Origin of the sequence: Streptomyces sp. NRRL B-3229 (assembly GCF_000719505.1) — a bacterium.
Taxonomy (GTDB): domain Bacteria; phylum Actinomycetota; class Actinomycetes; order Streptomycetales; family Streptomycetaceae; genus Streptomyces; species Streptomyces griseorubiginosus.
In genome coordinates this window covers 212029-230134 of the sequence record NZ_JOGP01000020.1, presented here as the reverse complement: position 1 = coordinate 230134, position 18106 = coordinate 212029, and the positions used below count along the sequence as shown (strand labels likewise).

Below are 18106 nucleotides of genomic sequence, written 5' to 3'. Positions count from 1 at the left end.
AGGGTAGAGAGATGACCACACCCGGAGACGACGTGGCCCCGGATGCCGACGGTGCCGCCGGCAGCAGCGGGGAACTCGCCAGAGTCCTGTTGTCCGAGAGCCGTGAGGAACTCGTCAGGGCAGACAGCAAGGCAGGCCTCATGCTGGCCTTCCTGGGCGCTGCCTTGACCGCGCTGCTCGGTGCGATCGGCAGCGGTGTCGTCTCACCGCGACAGTATCCGGTCGTCCCGCAGCTTCTGCTGTGGGTGGGCTGTGGCGCCTGTGTACCTGCGCTGGTCCTACTGGGCGTGGCCGTTGCCCCGCGGCTCGGGGCCCCTGAGGACTCACGCACGCACTACTTCGGCGATGCGAGGCTGGCGAGGTCGGCCGCAGAGCTGGAGGAGACGGTCCGGCGCACGGACCCCCTGGTTCGGGATCTGAGCCAACTCGTGGTCCTGTCTCACATCACGTGGACGAAGTACCGCTGCATTCGCCAGGCATTGGTGTGGGGCACAGCCTTCTGTGTGCTCACGCTCCTCGGCATAGTGGTCGGCGTTTCGACCTAGCCGTATACGGGTGGGCGTGGAGGACCATCCCAGAGCGGCCTGCAACATCAAGGTCGGCGGGGCGTCATGAAGGGCTACTACGGGAGCGGCTTTCACGACGCACGGCAGCGTTACTGCCCACCCCCGCTGAATGTGCGCTACCTCCGCCTCCTCCACTGCCGGGCAGCTCAGAGGCGATTTCCGGGTAGCGGCAGGCCACTCCGTATCCACTACTGCCACGCCTCATCCGCTACCGGCCCCGCGGCTACAAACCCGGGGCCGGCAGCGGCTCCGTCCGCTGCCGCTGCCGCTTCCCCGCTCCGCTACCTGGATCATGCCCTCCTCCCGAGCAGTAGCGGAGGTAGCCGAAGCAGCAGACCTGACAGGCAGGAAGGGGGCCACTGCCCCCGGAACCCGCCCACGACAAAGTCAGGGGGTTGGACGCCTGGGATCGATCGGATCGTCGGGGACCACGGTGTCGGGATCCCGGACACCGAGCTGGCGACGTGCTGCCACGAACAATCGGTGCATTGCGTCTCTCAGCCTCTCCTCCGCCGAACGGCCACCGTAGTGGTCGCTGAGTTCGTCCGGACGGCCCTCGTGCACGGCGCGCACCCACCAGGCGTGGTGCTCCACCTCCCGGGCAGCCTGCTGGAGCTCAGCCGTGCCCAGGATGCGCAGCTGCTGCACCACGGAGCGGAGCCGAGCGTGCTCACTGTCGATCCTGTTGCGCTGGTCCTCCGGGTCCGGGACTCGGTCAAGGCGGCGGACCAGATGAACGAACTGCCGCGCCGAGGCGGCACACTCCTTGCACAGGTCGTAGAGCGGCGCGTCCCAACGGACCGCCAGAGCGTGCCGTTCCTTTCTCCTCTCCATCAGATATGTGGGGATGAGACCTGCGCCGGCACCGACTATCACCAGCAATACGCTCGTTGCTGTCGCGGAAGCATTCATGCCGGTCATCCAACTGGGTGCGAGGCCTACAGCCACCAACACGGCGTATCTGTCCAGGCACAGCCTTAGTGGATCCTGGGCCTGCTCGGGTCTTGATCGACAACCATTGGCCCCGTGCTTGGCCCCCTGGGCACGACAGAGGCCCATGTGCGATCACGCACATGGGCCTTTGACCTGTGTCGGGGTGGCGGGATTTGAACCCACGACCTCTTCGTCCCGAATGAGGGTCGGGTGTGATCGACACCGGCTGGTTTGCTGTTTTGCCTGGTCAGGGTATTGGGGTGGGGTGGTCTCGGGCGGTCTGGAAGGGGCTTGGGGAGCGGGTTGGCTCCCAGATGGCTCCCAGCGGGTAACCGTCAGCGCGTCTATGCGCCGTCTCGCGCGCGGTTCGGCGGCGACGGCTGTCGGTGCGGCCCGGGAGCACACGGCGGCATCGCCGACGTCGCCACTTATTGTTCGTGCGTCTCGGCCCGGAGGCCGAGTTGACCGAGGCCCTCCTCGACGACCAAGTCAATGACATGCGGGGGAATCGGCTTCGAGGATCGAACGGAAACGTTCAGTTCCACGCGTACCTCGGCGCCCTGCGCGGCGAAAGGCAGAACCGCCACTTTTACGACATCGCGAACTTTGTCGGCCGGGACATCCGCAATGTGCAGTCGCAGACCAGTGGGGCCTGCCGAGGGCGGCCTTGGCGCTGGTACCTCTGAGGTCGTCGGCTCTCTGGTCCCGTGGGCGACAGACGTCCCTGTCCGCGGGCTACTCGTGTCAGAAGGATGCGCAGGAGGTGCCTCAGGGCCGCGCAGGGCCTGGGCGCGTGCGGCCCGTACCAGCCACGTGCCGGGCTGGAAGTCGATCTCATCTGGAGAGATCTCCTCCCCGATGCGGATCACTGCGTCGGCTGCCTGCCAGGTGGCTCCCGAAACGAGGCCGAAGACTCCACGCCTGACCCCCTCCGCGAGACAGTCGCGCAGCACCTCGACAGAGGCGAGCTTCGGCAACCGGGGGAAGCGCCGGAACGCCTTGAGTAGGTCCTCTATCTCGACCGCTTCCACGTCTGCCGGAAGCAGGTCGAAGCGGTCCGACAACAATGCGGCCGGAGCGAGCCTATCCAGCAGTCCGTCACCTGACCGCAGGCGTTCCGTGACCCGGGAGGTGACGGTCTCGCTGGCGCGGGGGAGCCCGAGGTCGAGGTGCTGTGTGGTGGGCGGGGATCCGCCCGTGCCGTTGGCCAGCAAGAACACATGTCGGTAGGCCGTGGTGAGCAGTCCGGGGAGTCGGTCCTCGGCGCGTACGACCCTTTCACGAAGGTCGGCCTGCTGTTCCTGATTGAACCGCTTCAGCCGGTGTACGTCGTCTCGCAGTTCCCGCATCGCTGCCAAGGTTCGTGCCAGTGCGCGGGCACGGCCGAGGGCGCCGGTGTCGGGAGCGACCAGGACCAGCGTGTTCTTGTTGGTACGGCCGGACTGGTCGTATTCGCTCAGGATGCGGTGGGCTGCGTCCCTGACGGCGCCTGGGTCAGAAGGCTCGACCCGGTGCTCGGGATCGAGCAGAGCGAGTGTCAGGCGAGGTTCGTCGCGGACGTCCGCAGAGCTTAGGACGTCTGTCTGGGTGCGCCAGGGGGACGCGGCCGGAACCACACTCTTGGTGGCCTTTTCCAGTAGCTCGGCGATCGCGTCCTCGGGTACGGCGCTCTCGCGTTCGACGATGACCTTGTTCAGGTTGGGTTCGGTGGTGAAACGGTAGCGGCCACCCTCGTAGCGCATGTACCAGGCGACATTCTTGACGGTGTCCCGGACATCTTCGAGAGCGCCGCGAGACAGCCCTGGTCGGCCCACACCGACGGTCATCTGGGCGTCGGATGCCCCCGGGACCTTATCGGAGCCGAAGGAGTTGACGAAGGCTGTCGTGGCGAGCTTGGTCGCCAGCCTCAGCTTCTCGACCTCGCCGCCACGGCGCTGGTCCTCGATGCGGGCTCGCGAGTCCTCGCGAATGATGTCGGCGTTCAGAGCCGCCAGGTAGGAACCACCGGTGATCTTCAATATCTCAGCCCGCACGCCGGGGTCATGGAGAGGGATGTCCCCCGGGTGGATAAGGGGGGAGATGCGCCCTTCCGCATGGAGAGCCTTGATGCTGTGCGCGAGGGTGCGCAGGGCACCGCGTGTGCGCTGGAAGCCGGACAGCGAGCCCCAGCGATGGGTGAGCAGGTCGATCAGCTCGGGATGGAAGGGGTAAGCGGCCTCGATGCGATCGCGGTAGACCGGATCACGGTATACAGCTGGCAAAGCGTCGCCGAACTGCTCGGCGTAGTAGTCGCCGTAAGCGTCCGCGACGGTACGGCGCTGGGCTGGAGTACCGGTGCTCTGGAACAGCCGGGTATGCAGGACAGGAAAGATGTCATCGCCTTCGACGGGCGTGATGACGTTCTCGGTCCGGCCGAATATCTTTGCCAAGCGCTCCAGCAGATCCTCGTGGTTGATACCCGTGAAATCTTCGAGGTGGGAAGCGGTGAGGGTCGCGACCAGACAGGCGCCGGGGGTGTTGGCGACCGCCGTGGTCAACTCCTTGATGAAGACGAGAGTGTTGGTGGTGAGAGCGCCTTGGTCGCCATCGGCGGTGATGGTCTTCGCCAGGTATTCGAGGGTCTCATCCATCAGGATGAGGCAAGGCGTGTAGCGCTTGAGCAGGGCCACCAGATGAGCGGTGGAGGTCGCTTGGCGGGCCTCGTCCTCCGCGCGAACACCCTCGTACGCTTCTTGCCCGCCAAGTTGAAAGGCGAGATGACCGAGCAGGGTGCGTGCCGGGGAGCGGTTCTCCTTGGTGCGATCCGGGGTCAGAGCGGAGCCGTCGAGGACTACGACGGTGGCTTGCGGAAGGCGGCCATCCTTGATGGAGGATGAGAGCTGGCGGGCAAGTCGGGTGCGTGACAGTGCACGGGCGTTGCCAAAGAGATGGTACGCGGACAGCAGGGTGTGGGTCTTTCCGCCACCGAATTCCGTCTGCATTCTGTGTACTGCTTTGGCGGCGGGATTGCCGGCCAGTCGATTCCCGATCTCTACAAGAGCGGTGCGCAGATTTGCTGTCAAATATGTCTTCTCAACAAAGAGTTGGGCATCGAGGTAGTCCTGTGGGCCCTCTCCTTTGCTGACCAAGCCCAGGTCTGCGGCGAACAGCGCCTCATCGAACGAGCCGTTGACGATGTCGAGGTGCGGAGGGGCTATCTCGTTCCAACTCTTGAGGCCGGCCACGGGACGGACGTTCCTTTCGCTATGTGGGTGGTACTGGAGCGGTATCAGGGCTGCGTGCCGAACAGAGTGAGCTCCTCGAAGTCCGGGGAGTACTTGGCAGCCCGTTCCGCCAGGTCGTCGCGGTTGCCGCCGAGACCGAGCAGGAGCGTGCGTTCCCGAGAGCCTTCGGGCAGGAGCTGCGTGACTGCGGTGACCAGCGCCCAAAAAGCAGGTTCGGTTCCCGCACCACTTGCGCCGAGCAGCGCGTCAAGTTCCTGGCGGCGGCCTTCGTCATAGAGCAGGCAGGCGGAGTGCATCACGTCCACCCAGGAGGGACGCTGGCCGAGCGTGATAGTGCGGCGCTCATGTGGTCCGAGCAGCTTGTAGTCGGAGCCGGACTTGCGTATCAGTCCTCCCCGTACGGTCAGGGAGTCCAGATGAAGATCGAACGCGCGGCACAGCATGTATGCCTCGTCTGCGGGAATCGCCAGACCGTCGTATGCCCAGCGCCAGGTGAGATAGAAGAGGGCACGACTGTCCAGGCGCTCCAGGGATTCGCCTCCAGTGAGCGACCTGGTGGCGTGTCGGGCCACAGCTTGACGAGCCAGCACCATCAGCTCGTCAACCCCCACCTCGTCTCCCGACAGGCGCAGGACACGGGAGTAGCGGGCGAAGACCTCGAAAGCAGGGCCGATGGCTGAGACGAAGTAGTCGGCGCCGGACAGTTTCATGTCATCGAAGACAGCGAGGCGTTCGGCGATGCGGGCATCCAAGTCGCGGACTACGTCGTCGTAGAAGCCGTCGGTGGCATCGCCCACCTTGCGGCAGACCAGTACCACTGAGGAGGCCAGCACTGAGCCGACGTTGTCGGTGGTGCGTCCTGTCCTTTCTGACTGCATCGGCCAAGACGTCGTGACCTTCAGGCCGGCCCGACGCAGGGCACGCAGTAGGTGTTCCCAGGCGGCGTTGTCGGTGTGGGCGAAGACCAACGAAACGATGCCGTCGTCTGCGACGACCCGGGTAACCTCGTCCAGAGCGCGCTGTAGGCGTGCCTCGAATTCGTCGCGGGATATGTACTCGGCGGAGTCGCGCCGGGCCCGATTCTGGATTACCTCGGCACGCTTGGGAGTCAGTGCGGTGGCGAAGAGCTCGGGGTACAGGTGTCCGATGGACCTCTTGAGCCAGACGTAGAAGAAGTCCGAGAGGTCGCCATACTGAAAGGCGTCGTAGTAGGGCGGGTCGATGATGACCGCATCGAATTCACCGTCTGCAAAGGGGAGATGCTGAGCGTTGGCGCGCTGGACTCGGGACGGATTGCCTTCGGTGGCGACAGCACAGTGGCGCAGGGACTGAGTGATCCAACTGAGGGCGCTTGACCAGCCGCTCGGGCCATCGCCGAACGGGTCGATCTCTGTGAAATCCCAGGCCATGCGGATGGCTTGCTGAGGGAAGGTGCTTCGCGGCGCTTCGACGGTGGGCCGCCAAGTGACGAAGGATGAGTTGTAGTCGACCACCCGGTCGACTGCGAGTCCCAGATAGGTCGCCAGTGCCTGGGCTCGTTCCGGCTCCATGCCGCTCTCCAGCATTGCCGCGTGGGCGGACCGTACGCTCTGGGCCAGTATGGCGAGGACCAACCGCTGGCGGGGGGTGAACATGCCCGCCCAGGTGTCGATGCCGTACGTGAGATTCGGGTAGCGCCGGTACTGGGAACGCGTCACCAGCTCGTCCGGGATGGCGCTGGTCCCATCCGGATAGTCCTCCAGGCTCTCCGCCATGATTTCGGCCCGCTCAACCGCGGCATGGTCGGCAGCCGTGGGCTCTCGGTAAGTGCGTATCCCGTCGGGATCGATGTCGAGGACCGCATAGAGGTAGTGACCAAAGCCGTGCTCACGTGCGTAGCCGCGTAGTTCCCGGTCTGGACGGGCGGTTCCGCAGACCGGGCAAGTAACGGTCACCTGGGAGCCACGGCTCGTCTTGGTGCCGAGTTTCCAGTCGCTGCCGTCGGTAGGCGGGCCTTCTGCGAGGCGCAGTTCGATCCGGTCCCGTCGTATGTCGTAGTCGAGACGTATCCGGTGCCGGGTGGAATCGGCGAGCTTGCGCGAAGAGATCAGCGGAACCGTCCGGCCACAGTGAGGATCCGCACACGGCATGGTGCGGGCCCAGAAGTACACCGCGGGCCTGGTGCCGTCCTCACAGCGTGGAAGGACCTCGGCAAGCCGGGCGTCCGCAGTCTCACGCACACGCTGACCCCATTGGGCCAACTCGTCGATGAAAGGCCGCCCGCCATCCTCGCCGACACCGCCGAAGCGAGCGGGGTACTCCAGGACGCAGCGCTGGATGAGATGGGCGACGGGGTTGATGTCGACAGCGGTGGTGTCGCACCCGAGGCGCGCGGCTTCCAGAGGGATCGCACCCCCTCCTGCGAAGCAGTCAAGGACCTTGGGACGACGCTCGGGCCAAGCGGCGGCGAGAGCGGTGCGCAGCGGGGCCAGATAGGCGGGCCGGGATGAAGCCTCGAAAGGGGCGGCCTGGCTAATGTCGGTGAGCAGTCTTTCGCGGGCGGGTGGGCTGTTCGTTCCTGGGTCGGGGACCAGGCTGGCGAGCACCACGCTTCGGGCCATAGCGAGGGGTCTGCGAGCCCACCACAGGTGCATGGTGGAGATGTGGCCGTGTCGCAGATGCTTCTCCCGCGCGGAAGCGGCATTGACGGGGGCCAGCGGGAGCTTCTCCTCGATGAGCGCACGTCTCACTGTGTGTCTCCTCCTACGGCCTGCGCTGCTTCGATGACGGGTCCGGGGGCGACGCTGTAGCGCACCTCATGCGTGGGCCGGAATTTCCCGGCAAGGGCGACGGCCGGGTCCTGGATGCGGTAGAGCCGAGGGTGATCGGTAGCGCAGTCGAGCACCACGTAGAGCCAGTAGGCAGGACCGAACTTGCCGGCAGCGATGTACTCGGACCAGGTGAGCTCGACGGACCCCACCCCGGCGCGTCCCTTCACTTCGATGTAGCGAGTGGTCTCAGCCCGTTGGGAGACAAGGTCGAAGCCCAGGTTGTCGGCTTCGACGGACCTGAGGTCTTCGGAGCCATGTGCGTATTCGTGGTCCATGCTGATTTGGACGGCTATCCGTTCGATCTCTGGATCGCTGAGTCCGCGCCCGTTCGCTGCGTGCTCGGCCCAGACATCGACAGGACTGGACGATGCGGGCGGAGGAAGGAGCACTGCCTGCGCGAGAACGGTGACAGGACCGCGGTCCACTTGCCGTGTGCGAGCCGTGTCCGCGATCCGCCTGTCACGGCGTTCGAGCACTGTGCGCCGAATGAGTTCCGTCTTGCGATGACGGCCCTCGGCGCCGGCTCTTCCTTCCTCCAACTCTTCGTCAAGATCGAGCAGTTCGGCGTCGTAGCGAGCCAGCAGAGTACGGAACGAGGTGGTCAGGAACTCCTCTTGAATGTCGGCCGTGCGTGCACGGCGCTCTCGGACCTCGCGCAGTCGAGCCTCGTAGACATTGGCTCGTGCCCACGTGATGAGCTGGGATTCCGGACGGGCGGGCGCCAACCCTTCTCCAGTCGGCTGTGCGGGTCGCCCAGGCAGCAGGTCGTACAGTGCGCCGCTCGTGGGGAGGAACTCGCCGGCGGCCTCGATGACGGAAGCCATGCTGCGGTGGACTGTCGAGCGATGTCCGTCGGTGACTTCGCCTTCCAGGATGTGCAGCAGTGCGGGAGCGCTGAGTCCGGGATCATGAAAGACGGCGCCGCGCTGCAGTGAGCTCGCTGTCTGCTCGATGACCAGGTCCAGGATCGCCTCGAACAAAGGGTGCCCGGGACCGCAGAGTTCCGCTCTGGGCGCCCCTGACTCCGCGTCCTGCGCCAGCCGTTGCACGGCGACACTCTTGTCGAAGGTGACTCGCTCGTAGGTGGGTTGCAGCTGGCGGAGCGTACCCAGATCACGGTCCCGTGCGATCAGGATGTCCGGAGTCCGGGTGACCCTGATACTCGCGTGGTCCAGCCGCTCGCGCGCCTGGCCGTGCAGATGGTCGACGGCGTCGAGGAAGAAGCGTTTGAGGTGTTCCGGCGGCAGCCGACGTTCCTCCGCCCGGGTCGTCTCCTGGCGCTGTATCCGCCAGTCGATGTGGCCCGTGACCAGAGCCTTCTCCGAGAGTTCACGCATGCGCGCGATGAGCTGCTCGTCGAACTCCCCGTCGTCTGCGCCGAATTGGGCTGCTGCGTCCTCAGATGTCCGCTCACCTGATACGACGGCTTCGAGTAGTTCGGGGAGACGATAGCCGGACAGTATTTCGCCGATGACGTCGAAGACCTGGTCCCCCAGAGCTTCGTTCTGGCGCATGGTCTCGATCTTTCCGAGCACCGTGGCCAGTACGTGCCCCTCCTTGGTGTTGGCCGCGACAAGATTGAAAATGTGAACGTTCTCGGTCTGACCGATGCGGTGTACTCGTCCCATGCGCTGTTCAAGGCGGTTGGGGTTCCATGGGATGTCGTAGTTGACCATGAGGTGGCAGAACTGAAGGTTGATTCCTTCGCCCGCCGCCTCGGTGGCGATCATGATCTGCGCATGTTCCCGGAAGTCACGCTCGGCCTGTACCCGTTCCGCGGGACGCAGGCCACCGTGGATGACAGCCACGTCGAAGTGCGGGGACAGCTCGCGGACCAGGAAGTCCAGGGTGTCCTTGTGCTCGGTGAAAACCAGGAGCTTCTTCGAGGCGTCGTCGCCGACCCCGTACTGATCCAGGATCTTCCATAACTCCTGCAGCTTGATCTCCCCGCCCAGAAGCGCCGTCTCCTCAGCTTGCGCCAGCAGCGGGCGGAGAAGACCAAGTTCGGCCTCGATCTCCTCCGGGTCTCTGAAGAGGGAGAGCTGATCGAGAGCCTGCTCCTCGAGCGCCCAGCGCTCGTCCTCGGGACGGTCACCGTTGGTGTTCTTGTCCAGCAGGGTCGAGCCGACGTCCGTGGCTGTCGCTGTCGGCTGCTCCAGTTCCCGCTCCAGGCGCTCCACGCGGCGCTGCAAGGTCCGGCAGATGGCCCGTACGGAAGAAGCCAGCCGACGCTGCATGGTCGTCAGGGCGAAACCGGACACGGATGCACGGCCGCCGTCGGTGCGCTCGCGACGGATCTCGGCGAGACCCTGGGTGATGAACTGGGACACCCGGTTGTACAGGTCGAGCTCGGCACCATCGAGGGTGTATGCGACCGTGTGCGCGACGCGTGGCCGGAAGAGGGGACGGCCGCGCAGGTCCACCATCTGTTCCTTGGTGGTCCTGGAGTAGTGGTGCGGCATGATCTCTACGCGGTCGGGGCACCGGTCGCCGTATGCGTCGCGATCCAGCAGCCGCATCAGCCCCCACAGGGACTCCTCGCGGCCGGAGTGCGGAGTGGCCGTGAGGAGCAGCAGTCGTTCAGCGTGGCGTGCCACGCGCTCGGCGGCCTTGTACCGGCCGGTGCGGTTGTCGATCGCCCCGCGCTTGTTGACCTTCAGGGTGTAGCCGTGGGCCTCGTCGAGGACCGCCAAGTCCCAAGGGCGTTGTGCGGCGGCGAAGGACGCGAGGACTGTCTCCGTCTTCAGCAGATCGCGGGAGACGATGAAGACGCCGTCGGACTCCCAGGGGTTGGCCATGGGGTCCGCGTCCAGGGTGTCCCTGGTGATGCGGCGGGCCGCGATCCGGAAGCGCTCGTCGAGTTCACGCTGCCACTGGAAGCCGAGGTTGGCAGGGGCGACGATCAGCACTCGGTCGGCCGCACCGCGGAGTTGGAGCTCCTTGATGTAGAGCCCGGTCATGATCGTCTTGCCGGCCCCTGGGTCATCAGCCAGCAGGAAACGCAGCCGAGGTTCCTCCAGGAACCTGCCGTACACCGCTTCGAGTTGGTGCGGCAGCGGCTCGATGCTGGAGACAGAAAGAGCCCCCATGTCGTTCTGGAAGCGTGTGCGTATCCTGCGCGCTTCCACACCGAGCCGGAAGACTCGCGCGTCCGAGTCGTACCGCCGCTCGCCACCGACGTCGACCACCTCGATGCCGGGCAGCTCATCCTCGGGCAGACTGACACTCCGGTAGTCCCCGGCGTCGCCTTTGACGAGGAACTCCCAGTAGGCGCCTGGTTGGACCTGGATCACGGTGACAGGCTCAGTGTGTCCCGGCAGCCGTAATCGTGCGCCCGCGATCAGCCTCTGCGGATCGAAAAGTGACATCTACGTCCCTCCCCCGACAAGCCGCTGCGCCTGAGCTGCGCCTCGACCGTTCGTAGATTCGGAGAGCGTACACACCGTCGACAGGGCGTCACCCTGCAGGGTACGTCGCAACGGGCGGCACATCGCAGAGTTGAGGTTCCTGTTGCGCCTTTCGGGCGTAACCTGCGCAGGTGACGGTGAGGATCCCCAGACTTGCTCAGTTGCTCGGCGCGGACTTCGACGGCCTGGATCGAAGCCATCTGGTCGAGCTTTGCGACCAGCGTGCAGCCGAAGACGTGGACTTGGACTTCAAACAGGACAACGCGTACACCAAGGACGCCGATGGACTGGACGAATTCGCCAAGGACGTGTCAGCCATGGCCAACGCGCGAGGTGGCCTGATCGTCGTCGGCGTCGCCGAGAACGACCAGGGCAACGCGGAGCGTCTGAACCCCATCACGATCAGCGACAAACTGCACAACCAGCTTGTCCAGGGCCTACGCAGTCGTGTCTTCCCCTTCCTGCCCCCGGACTTCCGCATACGCATGATCGCTGACAGTCCCACCACTCCGGAGTGCGGCTACATCCTGATCGGGGTTCCGCGTAGTCCGGTCGCCCCGCACGCCGTTCGCCCCACCGGAGGTAAGGGGCAGCAGCGGTACGGGTACGCGCGTCGGCTGGGCCGGACCACTGCCTGGCTGGACGAATCAGAGATAGCGGCCCTCTATCGCGACCGCTTCAAGCTGGCAGAAGACCACTCCCATCGGGTCACCGCGCAGTTTGAGGACGACTGCGCGTGGTTGGCGTCTCCCGCTGATGGCAGCATCAGACTGGACATTTCTCTGGTTCCTACGGGACGAGCAGAGCGCCGCATCGACCGCACTTTCCTCCAGGATGTGCGAGGGTTCCTCGGTGCACTAGCGCGTCCCGGGGGCGCACCGTCGGCCGCTTTGTCCCGCGACCTGCTGGGCCACGCTCCGGTGATCCGCCGGGGCCGCATGCGGATCTCCGGACCTGGCGTCCACGCCGTCTGGCACTCCGACGGCAGCGCTCACCTGCAGGTCGATCTGGCTTCGGAACCTGCGCCCACGGCAGAGGATGCAGCCGACCCCGTGCTGAACCTCACCCGTCTGGAAGCCAGCGTGCTCTACGGTCTTCATCTCGCGTGCGCCTATGCGGAGTGGGCCGGAGCCTATGGAGATGCCGATGTGCTCGCTGGCACTTCGTCTCCTGCACAGGTGCTCCTGGACCGCACGCCGCTCAATGGAACCGCCCGCTTCGTGCCGGGGGTGCCGGTGTCGAGTGATACGGGAAGCCCGTGCCATCGCATCGGGTATCTGGAAGCCCTGTGCAATGGAAGCATGCAGCTGTGCACGATGGCCCATGCCATTTCGTCCGATCTGCTCGCCGACTACGGTGTCTACGAACCGACTCTGCTGAGGCCAGACGCCACCGTGCGGTCGCAGCGCCTCGCACAGCGTGAGCGGGCTGAGATGGAAGCGTGGCTCGTGTCCACGTCGGACTCGAACTGAAACGATCCCGGATCGTTCGTTTCAGCGGGCATGGTCGGCCTTGTCGGTGAACCGCCCGATCCAGTCCACCAACCCGCTGGAACGACTCAACCGCGAGATCAAGCGCCGCACCGACGTCGTCCAGATCTTCCCCAACCCTGACGCCCTCGAACGACTCACCACCGCCGTGCTCGTCGAAATGCACGACGAATGGATCGCATTCCCCCGCCGCTACCTCCCCAAAGGCAGCATGGACAAGATCTACCCGCAGAACACAGACCAACTCGGCCCGGCTACACCACCGCAGGGGACATGACCGGTTCGTCTGGGGGGCGAGGTGGGACAGGGCCGTTCCGGCTTGCGACGGAGCGGGTGCTGGAGGGGCGCGGGTCGAGTCACACCTTCTTGACGACGATGGTGTTCGGGACCAGCTTCTCCAGGTCGTCGACGTCCGAGGTGAAGACGGTGACCTGTCCCTTTTGCTGTCGCGCAATGACGGCGAGCACGGCGTCGATCGCGTACTTGTGGCCGTGCAACTTGGCGTCCGCCAGGAGTCGGCGTGCCTGGCGGGCCTCGTCCTTGCCGATGTCGGCGACCTGGAGTCGGGACAGTACCCAGTCCCAGCGTTGTTCGGTGGTTCTGCCGTCGTACGCCTCGACCAGGGTCATCGGCGACGTCACCACTTCGGCCTCCCCGCGTGCCGCGAGGTCGAGCCAGGCGATCATCTTCCGATCGCCGCGTACCGCGAGGGACAGGGCTTCACAGTCCAATACAAAGACACGGAGCGGCCGTGGTCGGTGCTCACCGGCGCGCTTCTTCACGCAGCCTCTCCGGCGTTGTGCTTTCCGGAGGCGCGGCGCCGCTCGTGTTCGGCGTCGAGTTCCTCCAGCTCGTCGAGCGCAACCGCATTCTCGTCGTCAGTAACGGGTCCGTGTTCTTCCTGCAGCCAGTCGGCCAGTTCCCGGAGTCGGTCCCGGTCGCGCTTGAAGCGCAGTGCCTCGGCGACGTATGCCGACAGGCCCCGCTCTGCTGCGTCCGCGCGGATCTCGTCCAGGAGATCCTCGGGGATCGTCACGGTTACCTTCTTCGTCGCCATACAAGAGACCATACTCTCGGTGTCGTACTTCTTACCAGTGGGGCGGTGATCGACGCTCAGAGATCAGGCGGCTGGGGCGGGGCGTGGACTGCCGTGGAAGACCTGGCTGGTGTGCCAAGAACGGTGGATCGTCGCGACGGGGTGGGCGCCCGGTTGAGGTCCCGTGAGCGGGCGGCCCGCCAGTGCTATGACGTGCTCGCGAGCGGCGTGGCTGTGGCCGACGAAGCGCTGCGAGACCAGGATGCGGTGGCCCTCGCCGACACCGAGGACACCCATGTCGAAGAGCTTGTGGTGCAGCGAGCACAGGCACAGTCCGTTGTCGACGTCGTCCGGTCCGTCGAACGCCCACCAGCGCACGTGCGCGGCCTCCAGCCCGACCGGCACCGCGCCGATCCTGCCGTCGTAGCCGCAGAACGCGCACTGATACTCGTAGGCCGTCAGGACCTGTTCCCGCATCCGCGGATCCCGCCGCCTCCGCACGGCGGCCGAGAACTGTCCAGCCTCCGCCGGCTTCAGCTTCAGGCCGACGGCTTCGCACAGGTCGCCGTGGAGCGAAGGCGGGAAGTGCAGGTCGAGCAGGACTCGTGCCATCCGGCCGAGCAGCGACGGCTCGCGCCGCAGAGCTGCCCGCAGTTCCGGCGCCAGCCGCCCCGCGGCCCCCGCGGCCCGTAACTCCCGCACCCCGCTGCCGGGGCTGCCCGGTCCGCGATCGGTGCGCACCTCCCACACGCCGTCGCTCACCAGGTGGTGGAACGGGTAGGCCGGAGTCGTCCTGTTCGGCGGACCGTACTCGGTCAGCAGCCGCTGCAGATCGTCCTCCACCGCGCTGTACCGCAGTTCGCCAGCGGCATCCTGCTGGAACCGACCAAGGGCGTACAGCAACAGCAACGGCTTGTGTGGGGCGCGGGTCCCGCTTCTGGTCCACTGCCTCAGTTTCGCGGTGCGCTCCAGCCAGTCCATTACCAGAGATGGTAATAGTCCACGGTCAACAGCACCCTTTGGCCTTTTACGTATTTGCCCAGTTGGTCGCGGCCGGCGGCGGGTGGGGTCAGCCCGTACTGTCGCTGCGCCCGGTCGTGAGCCCGAGTGTTGCGAACGGCTGGGTCTCCTCAGCCTGCCAGTGGTCATGATCCACACAGTTCACCTTGCTGCACAGCTGGGACGAAGAACGCCCATGAATGATCCGCGAAGTCGATCACCGGCCCTCGGGGAAGCTTCGAGTCGCGAATCGGGGCTGTGTGCGGCGGGGCGGGGGCGAGCGAGATCCTCCGGACACCCTGGCCCCCGGGCTGAGGCCAAAGGCCACCGGTCCATGGGCTGGCTGAAAGCAATGGTGGATCCCAGCGCTGACCGTCGCAGATTAAGGTGCGGGATGTGCAGCGCCTCTTCGTTCTCTTCGACCTCGACAACACCCTCGTGGACCGGCGGGGAACGCTCGCGGACTGGGCCGCCGAGTTCACCGCCCGGCACCGTCTGGCGGACGAGGAGCAGACGTACGTCCTGAGCATGGTGGCAGAGCGGGCCTATCCGCGCACGTTTGACGCGATTCGCATTCGGTACCGGCTGCCCACGTCGACTGCGGAGCTGTGGCGCGCGTACTGCACCGACATCGCGGCCTTGGTCTCGTGCCCGACCGAGGTCCTCGACGGCTTGGACGAGCTGCGTGCGGCCGGCTGGCGAGTGGGGGTGGCGACCAACGGCGCGGTGGACATCCAGCGCGCCAAGCTGCGGGCTGCCGGTATCGCCGAGCGTGTGGACGGTGTCTTCGTCTCCGGGGAGGCCGATGCGCGCAAGCCGCAGACCCGGCACTTCGCCCTGGCTGCGGCCCGCTGCGGCACCGAGCTGGGCGACGGTGGCTGGATGGTCGGCGACAACCCCGTCAACGACATCGGCGGCGGACGCACCGCGGGGCTGAGCACTATCTGGATCGGCCACGACCGCTCCTGGCCGCCGAACGATCCCGGGCCGGATCACACGGTGCCGCATGCGCGCGCCGCCATCGACCTGCTGCTTCTGCACTCCGCCGGCCACACGAGGACCACGACATGACGTACACCATCGGGCTGCTGCACCCCGGCAGCATGGGCTCCGCCTTCGGCACCCAGCTGCGCGCCCGCGGCCACATCGTGCTGTGGTGCCCCGACGGACGCAGCGACACAACTCGCCGCCGGGCCGAGCACGCGGGCCTCGAAGCCGAGGCACTGCCTGAGCTCGTTTCCCGCTCCGACGTGCTGCTCTCCCTGTGCCCTCCCGCCGCAGCGGAGGAGACCGCCGCCCAGGTTGCCGAGCTGTGTATGGCCGGCGCGGGCACGATCTACGTTGAAGCGAACGCCGTCTCGCCATCGCGCGTGCAGCGCATCGCCGACCGCCTGGCCCCGTTGGCATTCGTCGACGCCGCCGTGGTCGGATCGCCTCCGGTGGGCGGCAAGTACCCGACGCTCTATCTGTCCGGCCCAGGCAAGCAAGCCGACCGGATCGCCGAACTCTTCGCCGGCTCCGATGTGCGGCCTCACGTCCTGGGCGACAGCATTGGGAAAGCCTCCGCACTCAAGCTCGCATACTCCAGCTACCAGAAGGTCTCCCGTGTGCTGGCCGCCGTCGCGTACGGGGCGGCGGACTCGTACGGTGTCGCGGACGAGCTACTGGAGATCGCGGCCAAGCGCACCCGCAGCTACCTTGTGGAGACCGACTACATCTCCAAGACCGCTGCCCGAGCGTGGCGTTGGGGTCCGGAGCTTGAGGATGCGGCGGCACTGCTCGCTGATGTTGGGTTGCCCGACGAACTCATACGTGCCGCTGCCGTGACCCTCGCCCGGTGGGACGGCAACAGAGACGAGCGGTTGGATATCGCCGAGGCTTTGGAAGCCCTGCGCGTCGAGAGGGACCTGGACAACCCGAGTTGAGCGGGTGGCATCCGGCTGGGTCGCTGACGTCTTGGCCGTCAGGGGCGAGGTGACGTGGTGCGGACTATGGCGTCGATCCCCTCTGCGGCTTCACCTGGTGCCATCGCATCCGTGTCCACGCGCAGTTCCCACTGAGCCCGCGGGTGATCCGCAAGGTCGGCCCGAGTGGCATCCCAAGCGGCCAGCCGCGCCGCCGTGTCCGAGTCCCCCCGCTGCGGTGAGCGTCGGGCGGTGGTCCCCTTGGAGCACCACAACAGAACGCGCACCCAATGCGCCGGGAAAAGGGCGGTCACCTGCTCCATCCCCGCCATCTGGCCGAGGTGAACGACGGGAGTCCTGCCGCCCTCCATGGCCTTGTCGAGACCGGGGCGGTCGACGACGTAGACGTTGCCGTACCGGTCGTTGCGGTAGATGACGTCGCCGCGTGCTTCCAGGTCGGCCAGCTGCTCCGGTGTACCCATTCGGTAGCCCTGGGTCTTCCCGGTCCCGATCTTCAGACGAGTGAACGGCACGTACCGCTCGTCGAGTTCGGCGAGTGCCTCCGTGATCGTGTCCTTGCCTGCCGCCGGCGGCCCGTACAGCAGGATGCCCTGCCTCACTGGAACACCGTGCCGAAGACCTGGCGCACCTGGTCCGTGAGCGATATCGCGGCGCCGAGCCGGTTGTCGACGACCAAGTGCGGTACGACGGGTCGCAGTTCGGGGTCGACTCCGGCGGCGTACGCGTCCCAGTTCTGGAGTTTCCAGCTGTCCCGGGCGGCGGACCGGAAGGTGATGTACTCGTGCATCGTGTCCAGGTCGCACTGAATCCAGACGACGGCCACGGTGACGCCGCGCGCCTCGCAGCGATTGATCAGGCGGCCCATCCACCGAGGGTCGGTGCTCTCGGTGATGAACGGCGCACTCAGGACCGTGCTGATTGCGCAGTCGACGTTCGCGTACGCGGTCTCCAGCAGGCACTGATACTCCAGCGGGCGAACCTTCTCCCGGTAGAGGTCGGTGTGCCGGTCGTTGGGGTCACTGCCCATCTCTATGAGAAGGCGCTCGACGAGTGGACGCGTGATCGGATCCTTGTCGAGGACAGGCCACCCAGTGAGCTGGGATATGAAGCGGGCGAACTCTGATTTCCCGCTGCCTGCGTAGCCGCCGACCATCAGCAGTGTCGGCTTGTTCGGGTCGCCGCCGGTGTGACGGCGTTTCCAGGCGTCGAGGATTCGCTGTTGTACGCCCCGCCCGTCGGCTTCCTCCGTACCCGGCGAGAGCTGGAGCAACGCGCGCTCCACGGCCAGCACGTGGGCCCCGTTGTGCGGCTCGTTCGGCGCGGTGAACTTTAGCTTTCTGACCTCGTCGGGCAGCGCATTGCGGAAGCCGAGTTCGGGCTCGGTCGCGCGATACAACAGGCAGTACGCGCGACGGTAGTGCGGCCCGGGATAGATCTCACCCTGCTCGTGCTGCCACAGCGTCTGGAAGTTGGCGGCTGGCACCGCGAGACCGGCGGCCCGCGCCACCTCACGCAGCTGCTCGCCCGCGCCCTCCAACGTCAGGCCGTGGGCTTCGCGTTGCTGCCTCAATCTGTCCGGGCGCCAGCCCGGCCGACTCTTCCCCACCGCGCCTACCGCCTGCCCATCTCTGGTCATGATCCGGAGCCTAGGTCAGCCTCTCATGAGCGCGTGTGTAAGCGGACGTTGAAAAGTCAGACCAACAAACCATGAGCCGA

At 66.1% G+C, this 18106-nt stretch carries 14 protein-coding genes and 1 pseudogene; 5 read left to right on the top strand and 10 right to left on the bottom strand.

Going from position 1 to position 18106, the window contains the following annotated elements:
• The first annotated feature begins 11 nt into the window (after positions 1 to 11).
• Complete coding sequence (locus IF54_RS0129590) at positions 12 to 545, top strand: Pycsar system effector family protein (protein ID WP_030324205.1); 534 nt, start codon at positions 12 to 14, stop codon at positions 543 to 545.
• Positions 546 to 953: 408 nt separating this feature from the next.
• On the opposite strand, the gene IF54_RS0129585 is transcribed toward IF54_RS0129590, so the two are convergent.
• From IF54_RS0129585 to IF54_RS0129570, 4 genes are all read right to left on the bottom strand, one after another.
• Positions 954 to 1478, bottom strand: coding sequence for a hypothetical protein (locus tag IF54_RS0129585; RefSeq protein WP_234439091.1), 525 nt, complete (start codon positions 1476 to 1478; stop codon positions 954 to 956).
• A gap of 449 nt (positions 1479 to 1927) precedes the next feature.
• Positions 1928 to 4723, bottom strand: a complete 2796-nt coding sequence (locus IF54_RS0129580) for an ATP-binding protein (protein WP_030324200.1) — start codon at positions 4721 to 4723, stop codon at positions 1928 to 1930.
• Positions 4724 to 4767: 44 nt separating this feature from the next.
• Positions 4768 to 7452 carry a DUF1156 domain-containing protein gene (locus tag IF54_RS0129575; protein ID WP_030324197.1) on the bottom strand — a complete coding sequence of 895 codons (2685 nt, stop codon included), beginning with the start codon at positions 7450 to 7452 and terminating at the stop codon, positions 4768 to 4770.
• Positions 7449 to 10901: a helicase-related protein gene (locus IF54_RS0129570; RefSeq protein ID WP_078852153.1), complete on the bottom strand. Its 3453-nt coding sequence runs from the start codon at positions 10899 to 10901 to the stop codon at positions 7449 to 7451. The genes IF54_RS0129575 and IF54_RS0129570 overlap by 4 nt, the downstream gene beginning before the upstream one ends.
• A gap of 170 nt (positions 10902 to 11071) precedes the next feature.
• On the opposite strand from IF54_RS0129570, the gene IF54_RS0129565 reads away from it, so the two are divergent.
• Positions 11072 to 12412 carry a helix-turn-helix domain-containing protein gene (locus IF54_RS0129565; RefSeq protein WP_078852152.1) on the top strand — a complete coding sequence of 447 codons (1341 nt, stop codon included), beginning with the start codon at positions 11072 to 11074 and terminating at the stop codon, positions 12410 to 12412.
• A 58-nt stretch (positions 12413 to 12470) separates the two neighbouring features.
• Positions 12471 to 12707, top strand: a pseudogene (locus IF54_RS0129560) (transposase); the annotation flags it as partial.
• Positions 12708 to 12786: 79 nt separating this feature from the next.
• On the opposite strand, the gene IF54_RS0129555 reads toward IF54_RS0129560, so the two are convergent.
• The 4 genes from IF54_RS0129555 to IF54_RS42375 all read right to left on the bottom strand — a co-directional run bounded on the left by IF54_RS0129555 (position 12787) and on the right by IF54_RS42375 (position 14899).
• The gene (locus tag IF54_RS0129555; protein ID WP_030324186.1) at positions 12787 to 13212 is read right to left on the bottom strand and encodes a PIN domain-containing protein; all 426 of its coding nucleotides are present in this window, start codon (positions 13210 to 13212) and stop codon (positions 12787 to 12789) included.
• A complete protein-coding gene (locus IF54_RS0129550) occupies positions 13209 to 13487 on the bottom strand; it encodes a CopG family transcriptional regulator (RefSeq protein ID WP_030324184.1) in 279 nt (92 codons plus the stop codon). The genes IF54_RS0129555 and IF54_RS0129550 overlap by 4 nt, the downstream gene beginning before the upstream one ends.
• Positions 13488 to 13550: 63 nt before the next feature.
• Positions 13551 to 14447: a phosphorothioated DNA-binding restriction endonuclease gene (locus IF54_RS0129545; RefSeq protein ID WP_030324183.1), complete on the bottom strand. Its 897-nt coding sequence runs from the start codon at positions 14445 to 14447 to the stop codon at positions 13551 to 13553.
• A gap of 164 nt (positions 14448 to 14611) precedes the next feature.
• Complete coding sequence (locus IF54_RS42375) at positions 14612 to 14899, bottom strand: DUF397 domain-containing protein (protein ID WP_234439089.1); 288 nt, start codon at positions 14897 to 14899, stop codon at positions 14612 to 14614.
• Here IF54_RS42375 and IF54_RS0129540 point away from each other — a divergent pair.
• Together IF54_RS0129540 and IF54_RS0129535 are read left to right on the top strand one after the other, a co-directional pair.
• Positions 14862 to 15536: an HAD family hydrolase gene (locus tag IF54_RS0129540; protein WP_030324182.1), complete on the top strand. Its 675-nt coding sequence runs from the start codon at positions 14862 to 14864 to the stop codon at positions 15534 to 15536. The two genes, IF54_RS42375 and IF54_RS0129540, sit on opposite strands and share 38 nt — an antisense overlap.
• The gene (locus tag IF54_RS0129535; protein WP_030324181.1) at positions 15533 to 16390 is read left to right on the top strand and encodes an NAD(P)-dependent oxidoreductase; all 858 of its coding nucleotides are present in this window, start codon (positions 15533 to 15535) and stop codon (positions 16388 to 16390) included. The genes IF54_RS0129540 and IF54_RS0129535 overlap by 4 nt, the downstream gene beginning before the upstream one ends.
• A 38-nt stretch (positions 16391 to 16428) precedes the next feature.
• On the opposite strand, the gene IF54_RS0129530 is transcribed toward IF54_RS0129535, so the two are convergent.
• Both IF54_RS0129530 and IF54_RS0129525 read right to left on the bottom strand, forming a co-directional pair.
• Entirely contained in the window at positions 16429 to 16989 is a 561-nt protein-coding gene (locus IF54_RS0129530; RefSeq protein WP_030324179.1) for a hypothetical protein, read from the bottom strand.
• Positions 16986 to 18026 (bottom strand): AAA family ATPase, encoded by a 1041-nt coding sequence (locus tag IF54_RS0129525; RefSeq protein ID WP_030324177.1) that lies wholly within the window; start codon positions 18024 to 18026, stop codon positions 16986 to 16988. Before IF54_RS0129525 ends, IF54_RS0129530 begins: the two co-directional genes overlap by 4 nt.
• Positions 18027 to 18106: the final 80 nt, after the last annotated feature.